Origin of the sequence: Paracoccus sp. M683 (genome assembly GCF_007096355.1) — a bacterium.
Taxonomy (GTDB): Bacteria; Pseudomonadota; Alphaproteobacteria; order Rhodobacterales; family Rhodobacteraceae; genus Paracoccus.
In genome coordinates, this window is record NZ_VKDF01000004.1 from 1 (window position 1) to 13,275 (window position 13,275).

13 protein-coding genes are annotated in these 13,275 nt (G+C 64.1%); 1 reads left to right on the forward strand and 12 read right to left on the reverse strand.

Annotation, left to right across the window (positions count from 1 at the left end; genetic code table 11):
• The 12 genes from vgrG to FNJ84_RS06720 all read right to left on the reverse strand — a co-directional run.
• Nucleotides 1-1,001: type VI secretion system tip protein VgrG (vgrG, locus tag FNJ84_RS22340; protein ID WP_255471082.1), on the reverse strand; the 1,001-nt coding region annotated here is incomplete at its 3' end.
• Between the two features lie 122 nt (nucleotides 1,002-1,123).
• Nucleotides 1,124-2,560, reverse strand: a complete 1,437-nt coding sequence (locus tag FNJ84_RS06675) for an amidohydrolase family protein (RefSeq protein WP_143792249.1) — start codon at nucleotides 2,558-2,560, stop codon at nucleotides 1,124-1,126.
• Nucleotides 2,561-2,665: 105 nt separating this feature from the next.
• Nucleotides 2,666-4,231, reverse strand: coding sequence for an ABC transporter substrate-binding protein (locus tag FNJ84_RS06680; protein ID WP_143792250.1), 1,566 nt, complete (start codon nucleotides 4,229-4,231; stop codon nucleotides 2,666-2,668).
• A gap of 57 nt (nucleotides 4,232-4,288) precedes the next feature.
• Complete coding sequence (locus FNJ84_RS06685) at nucleotides 4,289-5,248, reverse strand: ABC transporter ATP-binding protein (RefSeq protein ID WP_143792251.1); 960 nt, start codon at nucleotides 5,246-5,248, stop codon at nucleotides 4,289-4,291.
• Complete coding sequence (locus FNJ84_RS06690; protein WP_143792252.1) at nucleotides 5,245-6,231, reverse strand: ABC transporter ATP-binding protein; 987 nt, start codon at nucleotides 6,229-6,231, stop codon at nucleotides 5,245-5,247. Before FNJ84_RS06690 ends, FNJ84_RS06685 begins: the two co-directional genes overlap by 4 nt.
• Nucleotides 6,224-6,970, reverse strand: coding sequence for an amidohydrolase family protein (locus FNJ84_RS22175; protein WP_221931939.1), 747 nt, complete (start codon nucleotides 6,968-6,970; stop codon nucleotides 6,224-6,226). The genes FNJ84_RS06690 and FNJ84_RS22175 overlap by 8 nt, the downstream gene beginning before the upstream one ends.
• Nucleotides 6,967-7,719: a hypothetical protein gene (locus FNJ84_RS22180; protein WP_221931940.1), complete on the reverse strand. Its 753-nt coding sequence runs from the start codon at nucleotides 7,717-7,719 to the stop codon at nucleotides 6,967-6,969. Before FNJ84_RS22180 ends, FNJ84_RS22175 begins: the two co-directional genes overlap by 4 nt.
• Nucleotides 7,719-8,915 (reverse strand): amidohydrolase family protein, encoded by a 1,197-nt coding sequence (locus FNJ84_RS06700; protein ID WP_143792253.1) that lies wholly within the window; start codon nucleotides 8,913-8,915, stop codon nucleotides 7,719-7,721. The genes FNJ84_RS22180 and FNJ84_RS06700 overlap by 1 nt, the downstream gene beginning before the upstream one ends.
• A gap of 2 nt (nucleotides 8,916-8,917) precedes the next feature.
• Nucleotides 8,918-9,862, reverse strand: coding sequence for an ABC transporter permease (locus FNJ84_RS06705; RefSeq protein WP_143792254.1), 945 nt, complete (start codon nucleotides 9,860-9,862; stop codon nucleotides 8,918-8,920).
• 14 nt (nucleotides 9,863-9,876) lie between these two features.
• On the reverse strand, nucleotides 9,877-10,845 hold the full coding sequence (locus FNJ84_RS06710; RefSeq protein ID WP_143792255.1) for an ABC transporter permease: 969 nt from the start codon (nucleotides 10,843-10,845) through the stop codon (nucleotides 9,877-9,879).
• A 221-nt stretch (nucleotides 10,846-11,066) separates the two neighbouring features.
• Nucleotides 11,067-11,840 (reverse strand): aspartate/glutamate racemase family protein, encoded by a 774-nt coding sequence (locus FNJ84_RS06715; RefSeq protein ID WP_255471083.1) that lies wholly within the window; start codon nucleotides 11,838-11,840, stop codon nucleotides 11,067-11,069.
• On the reverse strand, nucleotides 11,840-12,457 hold the full coding sequence (locus FNJ84_RS06720; RefSeq protein ID WP_143792256.1) for a flavin reductase family protein: 618 nt from the start codon (nucleotides 12,455-12,457) through the stop codon (nucleotides 11,840-11,842). The genes FNJ84_RS06715 and FNJ84_RS06720 overlap by 1 nt, the downstream gene beginning before the upstream one ends.
• Nucleotides 12,458-12,588: 131 nt before the next feature.
• On the opposite strand from FNJ84_RS06720, the gene FNJ84_RS06725 reads away from it, so the two are divergent.
• Nucleotides 12,589-13,257 (forward strand): GntR family transcriptional regulator, encoded by a 669-nt coding sequence (locus FNJ84_RS06725; protein ID WP_143792257.1) that lies wholly within the window; start codon nucleotides 12,589-12,591, stop codon nucleotides 13,255-13,257.
• Nucleotides 13,258-13,275 lie beyond the last annotated feature (18 nt).

Genomic DNA, 13,275 nt, shown 5'->3' on the forward strand with positions numbered 1-13,275 from the left:
TGATGCCCGTCATAGCGCTTGAACGGCCGGTCCCCGATCGTCTCATGGCTGAGCGGGTCATCGGTCAGAACAAGGCTGTGGCTGCCCATCGCATGGGTGAAGTGGAAACTGATGCCATGGCGCTCCATCTGTCGGCGGGCGAAATCCAGGTCGGATTCGCGATATTGGACAGTGTATTCCAGCAAAGGATAATCGCGGGTTAATTTGACCTGCAAGGCCGGGTCGCCCAGGGCCGCATATTCGCCCAGCAATTCATTCAAAATCTGCACAACGGTTTTATTGTGAAAGATCCGCTGGTTACGCCTGTGGCTGGCCAGCCAGAACCAGGGCCGCAGGGTCAGGTCATAGCGGTGCCNGAAATGTTCCTGTTCATAGTGGTGATGCCCGTCATAGCGCTTGAACGGCCGGTCCCCGATCGTCTCATGGCTGAGCGGGTCATCGGTCAGAACAAGGCTGTGGCTGCCCATCGCATGGGTGAAGTGGAAACTGATGCCATGGCGCTCCATCTGTCGGCGGGCGAAATCCAGGTCGGATTCGCGATATTGGACAGTGTATTCAAGCAAAGGATAATCGCGGGTTAATTTGACCTGCAAGGCCGGGTCGCCCAGGGCTGCATATTCGCCCAGCAATTCATTCAAAATCTGCACAACGGTTTTATTGTGAAAGATCCGCTGGTTACGCCTGTGGCTGGCCAGCCAGAACCAGGGCCGCAGGGTCAGGTCATAGCGGTGCCCGTTCTCGCCCACGCCGGCCCAACGGGCGGATGTGACGATGCCGTCAAAGGGGCGCATCTGGTCATGGGCCTCGATCTCGACGGTGGCATGGGTGCCGATCAGCGCGTCGAAATCCAGGTCATCGCGGGTGGCCAGGGCCTCGACCCGATAGTCGAACAAATCGTTCAGATGGTCAGAGCCGTCAAAGCGCAGCAGCGCCAGCGTATCGGCACCAAGCGCGGTGGTCAGGCGGCCAAGGCGTTCGGTCTGCTGAAAGGGGGCGTTCAAAAAGGGCCTCCACGGGAAAAAACAGAACTGTTGAAATGGACTAACATGTCCGCGAAGAGGGGGCCACTGCCCCCTGCCTGATCAGTCAGGCCTTTTGGGCAGGCCTATTGGTCAGGAGGCCGTCAAAATGTGCGATAGAGCTGCCCCCAGCCCGGATCGTGCATATGGCTTTGCGCACCGGCGCGCCGGACCAGCGCAGCCGCCTCGTGCCGGCCCTGTTCCAAGGCGTCCTTGACGTCGACCGAGGCCACCTGCCGCCCTTGCATCAGCAGCCGTCCATCGACCATCACCGTCTCGACATCGGCCCCGGTCGCCTGATGGATCAGCCGGTGGACGGGCATCCAGTCCGGGGTCAGATGCGGCTGGTCCATGTCCAGCACGACCAGATCGGCCTTTTTGCCCGGCTCCAGCGAGCCGATCTGATCTTGCAGCCCCAGCACGCGGGCGGCGTCGATGGTGATCATTTCCAGCACCTTGCCGGGCGGAAAGAAAAACCGGTCGTGATTGCGCTGTACATGCTGGACGGACTGGAACAGTCGGGCGGTCTGAAGCATGTCGAAATACCGGCTTGGGGCGGTGCCGTCAGTGGTGATGGCAAGGCTGATGCCGCGCGACATCATCTCGATCACCGGGGTTGCGCGTCCCGGCGGCGCATGAGTGACATGGGTGCCGGTCTGGGCCAGAATGTCGATCTCGTCGGGTGAAATGCCCCAGCAATGTTGCAGGTGGATATCAGGACCAAGCAGCGCGTTTTCCTGATCCTGAAAGGCCAGCCGGATATGGCCGGCAAAGGCGTCGGAATGCAGCCTTATGCCGTATTTCCGGGCCAGGTCGCGGACCGCGCGGGCGTGCATCCGGTCATCGGGCGTCAATGCCACGGCCTGATCGGGTGTCGAGATGTTCGACGGATCAATCGAAGGCACGATGGTGAAGGGCGTCAGATAGACCCGAATGCGCCCCTGATCGCTGCCGTCAAGGGTCTGGATCGCGGCCTCGGCCCCCTCCATCATCTCGGCGAAGGTGATGGAGCGCCGCAGGGGGGTGCCGCTGTCCCAACGGGTGACCTGCTGCGGCCAGGGCAGGCCGGCGGGGCCGGTGCAGATGATCTCGCGCAGGCCGATCTGCGAATAGGCGCGGGCATGGTTCACGGCAAATTCGGGATCGTCGCTGCGTGGCATGGACGAGATGATGCTGACCCCGGTTGTCACACCTGCGCGCAAACGCTCCAGCCCCGAGACGAGGCCATCAGCATACCAGAAATCGCGGGTGGTGAAGTGATAGTAAAGCGGCGTGACGATCTTCATCCAGGACGGGCTGGTATCGGATGCAAGGCTGCGGATCAGGCAATGGCCGGCATGGCCATGCGCGTCGATCAGTCCGGGGATGATCAGCTTGCCCCGGCAGTCGATCTGGCGGTCGCCCGGCTGTGTCGCAATCTCGGCGCTGGCACCGACCGCCTGGATGCGGTTGCCGGTGACGCGGACGGCCCCGTCCTCGATGATGCGGCGTTGCGGGTCCATCGCGATCACGGTCGCATGGCGAAAGATCGTGGCGGTCATGTCGGCCTTGGGCTGATTGGGGGCAACGAAGTGCGGGCCAGCGGCAGGGCCGGCCCGCAGTCACTGTGATCATACGCTGCTGTTCCGGGCAGCGCGCGACCCGGCCTATTCGGCCAGGGTGGTGAACCAGTGACGCGCCTTGTTGTCGGCCCGCAGATCAAGATCCTGAACCCGGTCGCGCGTGGCCCAGGCAATCGGCTGCTGATGCAGGGGGATCAGCAGGATCTGGTCCTTGGCGACGCGCAACGCATCCTCTTCCAGCTTCAACCGCTCGGCAGGGTCGGTTGCGGCTGCGGCCTGCTTGACGATGGCGTCAAGCTCGGGCGAGGACCAGCCGCCATAGTTCGAGACACCATAGGCCCCGTCCTTGGTCGACAGCACCTGCGACAACAGCGAGAACGCATCCAGCGTCGGTTCATTCGCCCAGCTGAGGTTGAACATCTCGGTCTTGCCCTGCGAGCGCTTGGGCGACTGGACCGAGCGTGGCCCCATGTCGATGTCGACCTGCATCCCGGCGCGGGACAGCATATTGGCGATGCCCTGGCACCAGTCTTCCTCGTTGATGCTTTCGTCATTCATGCAGGTATAGGTAAAGCGCAGCCCCTCGGCCCCGGCTTCCTTCAGCAGTTCGGCGGCCCTTGCGGGATCAGCCGGATCAAAGCTGTCCAGCGAGGCGGCATAGCCCGCAATCTCGGGCGCGATCAGAGAGCCAGAGGGTCGCGCAAGCCCGCGCATGACGCGCTGGTTGATCAGATCGCGGTCGATCAGCGCCTGAACGGCCTGGCGGACGCGGATGTCGTTGAAGGGGTTGGGGCGCCCGTCGGGCAGGGTTTCGCGCCGGTTCATCGCGACAAAGACGGTGCGCAATTCGGTCATCGTCATGACCTTGACACCGGGATCGGCCTTCAGGCGTTCGATATCCTGAATGGGGGCGCTGTCGATCACATCGACCTCGCCCGACAGCAGCGCGGCGATGCGGGTCGCGGCCGAGGTGATGGGGATGAATTCCAGCCGGTCGATATTGTGCTGTTTCTCGTCCCACCAATCTGGGTTGACCAGCAGCACGGTCTTGCTGTCGGGGGCGCGGCTTTCCAGCACGAAGGGCCCGGTTCCGTTGGTGTGGCCGGTGGCATAGCCCTCGACGCCAGCACCGAAATCGGTCGGGGCCTCGGTGTTGTTGGCCTTCAGCCAGTCGGCGTCGAAAACGAAGATATTGGTGATGTCGTTCAGAAACAGCGAGGATGGCGTGGTCACGTCGATCTCGACCGTATAGTCGTCGATCTTCCGAATGTCCTTGAACAGCGGCATATTGCCCTTCAGCGGCGAGGCCGGGTCGGCGGCGCGTTTGAACGAGGCGACGACATCATCGGCCGTCAGATCGGCGCCGTCGTGGAATTTGACCCCCTCGCGCAGCTTGAAGCGCCAAAAGGCGTCATCGACCAGTTCCCATTCGACGGCCAGCGCCGGTTCCAGGCCGAAGGTCTTGTCATAGCGGACCAGCCCTTCATAGATGTGGTTCAGAAAGGCGAGGTTCGCCGTCGAGGGGACCGAGTTCGGATCCAGCGAATAGATATCGGCGCGCGACCCCCATTTGACCGTGTTTTCGGCCTGCGCGGCGAAGGCGCTGACCGACAGGGCAAGGGCCGCAGCCATGGTATTGATGATCTTCATTTGCACTCTCCTGCTGGGTTATCGGGTGATGGCCGGTACGCGGCGCGTGGTTTGGGTTCAGGCGAAATGACAGGCGACCGATGCGCCGTCGGGTGCGATGCGCAGCGGGGGACGGTCGGATTTGCATCGGTCCTGTGCCAAGGGGCAGCGCGGGTGAAAGGCACAGCCCGAGGGCGGTGACAGCGGGCTTGGCACCTCGCCCGCGACGATCTCGCGGTTGCGATGAGGGGCGTTCACATCGGGGATCGTGTCCAGCAGCAGCCGGGTATAGGGATGCTTGGGATCGGCGAACAGAACCTCGGTATCGGCCTGTTCCACGATCCGGCCCAGATACATCACCGCGATCCGGTCCGACATGTGGCGCACCACTGACAGGTCATGGCTGATGAACAGATAGGTCAGCCCCAACTCGTCCTGAAGGCGCCGCATCAGGTTCAGGATCTGGGCCTGCACCGACACGTCCAGCGCGCTGGTCGGCTCGTCGCAGACCAGAAATTCCGGCTCGGATGCCAGCGCCCTGGCGATCGAGATCCGCTGTCGCTGGCCGCCGGAAAATTCGTGCGGGAATTTCTCGCCATCGGCGATGTTCAGCCCGACGATGGCCAGCAGATCGGCGACGCGGTCGGTAATCTCGGCCTCGGTTTCGCGCAGCTTCAGCTCGCGCAGCGGTTCGGCGATGATGTTCCTGACGCGCCAGCGCGGGTTCAGCGAGGCATAGGGATCCTGAAAGATCATCTGCGCAGAAAGCGGCGCGCCCGAGCGGCCGGGCGCAAAGCGGATCTGGCCCGCGCTTGGCGGGTAAAGCCCTGTCACCAGCTTGGCCACGGTCGACTTGCCGCAGCCCGATTCACCCACCAGGCTGAGGCAGCCGCCCTGCGGCACCTCGAAGGTCACATCGTTGACGGCATGCAAAAAGCGGCGGTCCTGGCGATAGACCAGGCGGTTCAGCAGCGGGGCCGAGACGTCAAAGACACGGTCCAGCGCCTCGACTTTCAATGCGGCGGTCCTGCGGGTCATGCGACACCTCCTTGATACAGCCAGCAGGCGGCCTGACCGGCGCTGGTGGGGACCATTGCGGGGCGTTCGCGCCGGCAATGCGGGCCTGCCATGGCGCAGCGCGGGTTGAAGGCGCAGCCGGACGGGATGGCATTCAGCCGTGGCATGGCGCCGTCGATCTGGTGCAGCTTCTCGATCCGCGCTCCAAGCGCCGGGATCGAGGCCATCAGCCCGCGCGTATAGGGATGGGCGGGGGCCTTCAGCACCTGGTCGACCGGGCCGATCTCGATCAGGCGGCCGGCATACATCACCGCCACGCGGTCGGCGGTTTCGGCGATGACGCCCATGTCATGCGTGACCAGCATGACGGCCGTGTCATGGTCCTTGCACAGCCGCCGCAAAAGCCCGGTAATCTGCGCCTGGATCGAGACATCCAGCGCCGTTGTCGGCTCATCCGCGATGATCAGCCGGGGCTTGGCGGCCAGCGCCAAGGCGATGACGACGCGCTGGCGCATCCCGCCCGAGAATTGATGCGGATAGTGATCGACGCGTTCCTCGGGGCCTGGAATGCCGACCTCGCGCAGCAGGGCGATGGCGCGCTGACGGGCGGCGGTGCGGCTGGTATCGGGGATGTGGCGGCGAATGGTCTCGGTCAGCTGCGCGCCCACGGTGAACAGCGGGTTCAGCGAGGTCAGCGGATCCTGGAATATCGCCCCGATCTCGCGGCCGCGCAGCTTTTCCATCTCGCGGTCGGCCAGCTGGTCGATGCGGCGCCCCGCCAGTGTGATCTGCCCCGAGGCGATATGGCCGGGTCGTTCCAGCAGCCCCAGAATCGCCGCGCCGGTCATGGATTTCCCGGCGCCGCTTTCGCCGACGACGCCCAGAATCTCGCCCGGCTGGATCGACAGCGAGACGTCGTTCAGCGCGGTCAGCGTGCCGTGGCGATTGGGAAATTCTACCACAAGGTTCTTTACCTCCAGGCAGGGTTGGCTTGCGTCAAACATGCGGGCTTTCCTTTATCGGATAGCTTGGGGGGAAGATCTTCTCGACCGGGGGATGGTCCCAGGTCCGGGCCGGGTATTGCGCGACCAGCCGGTCGAACTGCGCCTGCGCCTGCCGCCGCGCCGCCGCCATGTCGATGCCGGCGACCATGCCGTCGCGCATGGACAGCCGGCCATCGACAAAGACCGCCTGCGTGACCTTGCCCGAGCCACCCGTCACCAGCGTGGTGATCGGGTCCACGGTTGGGGTCATGACCGGGTCATCCAGCCGGAACACCGCCAGATCTGCCTTGGCACCGGCGGCGATCCGGCCCAGATCGGCCCGGCCAAGCGCGCGCGCGCCGCCAAGGGTCGCCGCATCGAAAAGGTCGCGGCAGGCGATGCGTTCGGGGCCGTCATCATTCATCCGGCAGGTGATCAGCCCGACCAGCAGGTTCATCAGCATGTCCGCCGGCGCCGTATCGGTGCCCATGGCGATGTTGATCCCCATGTCGCGCAGCCGGGAAAAGCTGTTCAGACTGCTGCCGCTGCGCCCCGAGACCAGCGCGCAATGCACCACCGACACCCCGTGCCGCGCATAAAGCGCCAGATCCTCATCCGTCGCATTGGTGGCATGGGGCGCGATCAGCCGATCGTTCAGCAGCCCCTCGCGTGCAAGCCATGCCGGGGCGGTGCTGCCGTGCAACGCCCTGACGGTATCGACCTCCATCTTGCCCTGGGCCATGTGCAGCCGCAGCTTCACGTCCAGATCGCGGCGCGCTCGAAGCTGGCCCGCAGCAGGCCCGCGGTCGAGGTCTCGACCCGGTCGGGCGCCAGCATCCCCTGGATCAGCCCGCCATGGCGGCCGGCCTGACGCGCGATATAGGCGGCGGCATCGTCCAGCCCGGCCAGCCCGCGCGGTTCGTCGAAATGCGGTCGCATGTCGCCCGGCCCGTGCAATACCATCCCGCCGGCGCGATAGGCGGGGCTGAGATAGACCCGCAGGCCCAGTTCCCCGGCCGCATCGGCGGCGGCGTCGAACTCGGCCACGGTCTCGCCCCATTCGCGATAGAACAGCGAGGCGATGGGCGCTGCGGTGGTGATCCCGTTCAGCAGCAGCTGGCCAAAGGCAAAACGCTTCTGAAAGGCCAGCTCGTCGGGGGTATACATCTCGTATGGGCCGCGCTGGACATAGGATAGCGGCCAGACCCGGCCCTTTTTCCAGGCTGGGAAATGGTCGATGCCAAGGACGGTGGTATCCAGGTCTGACAGCGCGTCCAGGTCGATCAGGCCGGGCGAGATCAGCGCGGCGCCGAAATCAATCCGCCGGGCGACCTGGCCGGCAAAGGCGTGGCCGGCAAAGATGATCCGGTCACCGTCGATCACCACTTCGCCGCGCTTCAGCAGCACCGGCTGATCGCCGTCATGGGCCAGCACCCAATCGGCGCAAAGCAGGGTCGGCCCATCGGGGCGGCGGCCAAGATCCAGCGTGGCAAGGGCAGCATCTGCCATCAGGGCATCTCCACGATGCTGCGGCCGCCCCGCGCGATGACCCGGCCGGCCTTGATGACCAGCGGCCGGGGGGCTGTGGTGTTGACGACGGCATGGGCGACGGTCTGGCCGTCCAGCAGGGTGAAATCGGCCTTGCTGCCGACCGCGACGCCATGGCCCGGCACCCCCATCGCCGCCGCCCCGCCGGTCGAGACGATCTCCAGCGCGAGCCGCAGGTCGGCATCGGACCGAAAGCCGTTCCGCATGCCGATGACGGTGGCGCGGTCGATCATGTCGGGCTGGCCCCAGGGCCCCCAGGTGTCGCGGATGCCGTCGCAGCCCGCCCCCACGCGCACACCCGCCTCGCGCAGCCGCTTGACCGAGGGCACCGTGGCCGAGGGCGCGCCGGTGGTCACGATGGCGATGTCCAGCGCGGCGATCTGTTCGATCAGATGGCCGACCCGCAGGTGATCGTTCATGCCCAGGGCGAAGGCATGGCTGATGGCAAAGCGACCCTGCATGCCATTGGCGCGGACCCGTTCGAAGATCAGCTCCATGGTAAAGGCGCCAAGCTCGCCGGCTTCGTGCAGGTGAATGTCGATGGGCACGTCATGCTTTGACGCCAGTGCGAACAGCGCATCCAGCTGACCTTTGGGGTCGCGGTCGATGCCGCAAGGGTCGATGCCGCCCAGAACCTCGCAGCCATTGGCAAGGGCCTGATCCAGCAGATCGACCACGCCCGGCGCGACCATCACGCCCGATTGCGGAAAGGCCACGATCTGAATGTCGATGATGTCGCGCAGCGCCTCGCGGGTTTGCTGCACCCCTTCGACCAGCCGCAAGCCATGGGTCATGTCGATATCGACATGGCTGCGGATATGGCTGGCACCATTGGCGGCCAGGCTGATGGCGTGGCGCATGGACTGTCGGTGAGGGTCGATGCCGATGGCCAGCCGATTCTCTCGTTCAAAGTCGATGCGGCTGCGCAGCACCGCCTCGCGGTTGTTTTCGTGCCAGTCCATGCCCCAGGTGGTCTTGTCCAGATGGGTATGGGCGTCGATCAGGCCGGGCCAGGCTATCGCGCCGCCGCCATCCTCGACGGCGATGCCCTGGGGCATATCGGCCGGGCCGATGGCGACGATGATCCCGTCGCGGATCAGGATGTCGGTAGGGTCAGCGCCCAGGGGACGGACGTTTCTTACAAGCAGGTCGGACATGCTTACCTCAGCTTCGGGTTCAGGGCGTCGCGCAGCCAGTCGCCCAGCAGGTTGACGGAAATGACCAGCAGCGACAGCTGCACCACCGGGAAGATGACGATCCACCACATGCCCGAGAACAGGTATTGGTTTCCGATGCGGATCAGCGTCCCCAGTGACGGCTGGCCCGGCGGCATGCCGATGCCCAGGAAGGACAGCGTCGCCTCGGTCAGGATGGCCATGCCGAAACTCAGCGTGGCGGCGACCAGAACCGGGGTCAGGGTATTGGGCAGGATGTGACGCGCCATGATGCGGCGGGCGGGCACGCGCAGCAGCCTGGCGGCCATGACATATTCCTTGCCCTTCTCGACAATGCTCTGGGCGCGGACGGTGCGCGCATATTGCACCCAGCCCGAGATGGTGATCGCCAGGATCAGCACCGCCGAGGCGCCGATCTCGCGCAGGTCTGGCGGCAGCATCTGACGCACCACGGCCGAGACGAGGATGGCGATCAGGATGGTCGGGATCGACAGGACAACATCACCGATCCGCATCAGGATATTGTCCGCGATGCCGCCGAAATAGCCGGCGACAAGCCCGAAGGTCAGCCCGATCAGCAGCGACAGCGCGACCGAGGCGATGCCGATCATGACCGAGGTGCGGGTGCCGTACAGCATCACCGACAGCATGTCGCGGCCCTGGGTGTCGGTGCCCAGCAGATAGGGCCATTCGCTGCCCTCCAGCCAGATCGGGGGCAGTTCCGATTTCCACATGTCCAGCTGCGCCGGGTCATAGGGGTTCTGTGGCGCGATCAGCGGGGCCAGAAAGGCAGACAAGACCAGAACCAGCAGGATGGCCGCCGCCAGCCGTGCCGAGGCCGAGCGGGTAAAGGACCACCACAGGTCGCTGCTGCGAATGCGCTGCCAGCGCGAGGGAAGGTCGGCGGGCGAAGAGGTCAGCTGTGTCATGATGAATGTGGCCCCTATGTCGCGTCACGCAAACGGGGGTCGATCACCGCATAGGTGATGTCGACCATCGTGTTGAGAAAGACGAAGATGAAGGCGACGATGCACAGATAGGCCGCCATGACCGGAATATCTATGAAGGTCACCGCCTGGATGAACAGCATCCCCATGCCGGGCCATTGGAACACCGTCTCGGTGATCAGCGCGAATGCGATCAGCGTGCCGATATTCATCGCCGTCAGCGTGACCACAGGCATCAGGCAATTGCGCAGCGCATGGCGGAAATAGATCCGGTGGCGCGGGATGCCGCGGGCGCGGGCGAACTTGACATAGTCCGAGCGCATCACCTCCAGCATCTCGGCCCGGACCAGGCGCATGATCAGCGTCACCTGATACAGCGACAGCGAGATCGAGGGCAGGATCAGCGCCATCAGCCCGGATTTGGTCAGCAGCCCCGTCGACCACCACCCCAGATCCACCACGTCGCCGCGGCCAAAAGCCGGCAACCATCCCAGGCTGACCGAAAAGACCAGGATCAGCAGGATGCCCACGACAAAGCTGGGCAGCGAGACCCCGATGATCGAGCCGAATTGCAAGGCCTCGGAATACCAGGCCCCGCGCTTGATCGCCGTCAGCACGCCCAAAGGCAGGCCGATGACCAGCGACAGGATGGTCGCGATCAGCACCAGCTCCATCGTTGCGGGAAAGCGGTCCGCGATAAGGCCCAGGACCTCTTGCCCGTTGCGATAGGAAATCCCGAAATTCCCCTGCGCCGCATTGCCGACAAAGCGCAGATACTGGACCAGGAAACTGTCATTCAGCCCCAGCCTTTCGCGCAGCTCGTCCCGGTCGGCCTGGGTCGACTGTTCGGTCGACATCATGTCCACCGGGTCGCCCGCAAGCTGGAAAATCAGGAATGCCAGAAACGAAACCGCCAGCATGACCAGCGCGGCATTCAGCAGCCTTTTGATGACGAATACCAGCATGGCCTAGCTCTCTTTCCTGGGGGTGCGGCAGGTCTGCGCGGCTGTCGCGCGATGGCGTCCTTCCTGATGTCCAGCCATGGTTTCCTTCCCGTGATCCTAGATTGTTGTGTTACATTGTCAATTTAATTGTCGACAATTGGGGCGACAATAAAAAACACATTCGTCAACAACGCATCCGTTCTGTTCCGGTCCACATGCCGCGAAACTGCGCGGCACATGTGTCAGCTGCCGCTTTTCAGGGCGGTTTCGGCATGGGGCGCAGGGGTTTCATGCTGCCGCAATCCGGCTTTCAGGCGCGGATAGTCATAGGCATTGACCTTTGAGGTCTTCAGGCCGGCCCCAACCAGCGCTTCGGCCTGTTTCACGGCGACGACGATGCCGTCGATGACCACCACCCCGGTGGCCTGGGTCAGGGGCAGCGCCAGTTCCGACATGCCGGCGCAGCCCAGCAGCACTGCCTCGGCCCCGTCTTCGTCGCGGGCGCGGGCGATCTCGGCCAGCAGCAGGTCATAGGCGCGGGCCATTTCGGATTCCAGCGCCAGGACCGGCAGGTCGATACAGCGAACCCGGCGGCAATGGCGATCGGCGCCATAGCGCTGCACCAGATCCTCGATGATCGGGATCGAGCGGGGCAGGGTGGTGATGATCGAGAACCGCTTGGCGATCACCATCGCGGCCTGCACGCCGGCCTGGCAGATGCCAATCACCGGGCCGGTCGCAACCTCGCGCGCGGCATCCAGACCAGGATCGTCGAAACAGGCGATGACCGTGGCCTGCGCACCGCCGGATTCGGCTTTGCGGATCATCCTCAGCATTGCAGGCACCGACATCGCCTCGTCGGCGAACCCCTCGATGGTTGCGGGGACATCGGCGCCGGTCAGGGCGGTGATCCGCGTCAATTGCTGGGCGACGCGGCGCGCGCTTTGCAGCGCCTGGCCGGTCATCGAGGCCGTTGCGTTGGGATTTATCAGCGCTATGTGCAGCGGCCCCGCCATCATCGGACCAACTCTGCCAGAGCGGGCGGCTTCAGCTCGAACTGCTGGTCCGCGACGACATAGTTGTCGGCGTGAAGCCGGGCGATCGGGTGATAGCGATCGGCATCGACATAGCGGCCTTGCGCGTCCAGACAATCGGCCCGCACATGCATATGAACCACCTCGCCCAGCACAATCACCCGGCGCGGATATTCGATCAGCCGGTCGACGCGACATTCCATCGCGCAGGGGCTTGCCGGCAGCCAGGAACAATCGACCTGCGCGCCGGCCGCGACGATCTCGCCTGCCAGGTGCAACTCATCCACTTCGGTGTCGACCCCCAGCCCGCAAACCAGCATCGTCCGTGACAGGGCCATGTCGACCATGTTGACGGTGAATTGTCCGGTGCGCCGGATATTGGCCATCGTGTCTTTCTCGCGCCCGTCCAGCCGCGGCTGTATTCCCAGTGCCAGGATCGCCGGATCATGTGAAAAGACGTTGAAAAAGCTCATCGGGGCGCCGTTGTCGCGGCCGCTGGCCGTGCGCGTGGTGACCAGCGCGATGGGGCGCGGCCCGACGAAATTCGTCAGTAGCCGATAGCGGTCCTGAGACGGAAGCTGTGTCAGATCAAATTCCATGCTATCCCCTGTGTCCTCGATATCTGGCTATATATCGTATACAAGATTGTCAACAATAATGCAGGCATTTCTGTCTGGACCATATCCGGTGAAACAGGCTATGTCTGGCCTTGACCCGGATCGAGACGCCCATGGAACATCTGACCACCGAAGAGATTGCCGAACGTGTCTGGCTGTCGATCGCCGACCGCAGGCTGCTGCCGGGAACGCGGCTGAAGGAAACCGAGTTGGCCGAGGTCTTTGGCGTAAGCCGGGCGCGGATTCGTCAGGTTCTGGCCCTGCTGGAGAGGGACGGCCTGATCGTCATTGAAAGCAACAAGGGTGCTGTCGTCGCCAAGCCAAGCGTTCAGGACGCCAAGGACATCTTCCATATCCGCTCGGCCGTCGAGCAGCGGGTGCTGGCGCGGCTGGTGGATCAGCTGGATGCGGCGAAACTGGTCGAGATGTTCGAGCATGTCGCCAAGGAGCGGATCGCGAATAACAGCGGCAACCAGCGTGACATCATCAAGCTGTCCGGTGGGTTCCACGTCATGCTGGCGGAACTGGCCGAGGCCGATTTCCTGTGCCGCCTGATGCGGGATCTGGTCAGCCGCACCTCACTGATCACCGCGGCCTTCCGCGATTCGAACAGGCATAACTGCGGCCCCGACGAGCATGAAGAAATTCTGCTGCATCTGAAGAACCGGGATCTGGCGGCGGCGCAAAAGGCCATGGCCGCGCATCTGGCCCATGTCGAAAGCGAATTGAAGCTGATCCAGGATCGCGAGCCGGCAAAGAGCCTTCGCGACGCGCTTGGTTAGACCCGCCCAGTCGGTCCC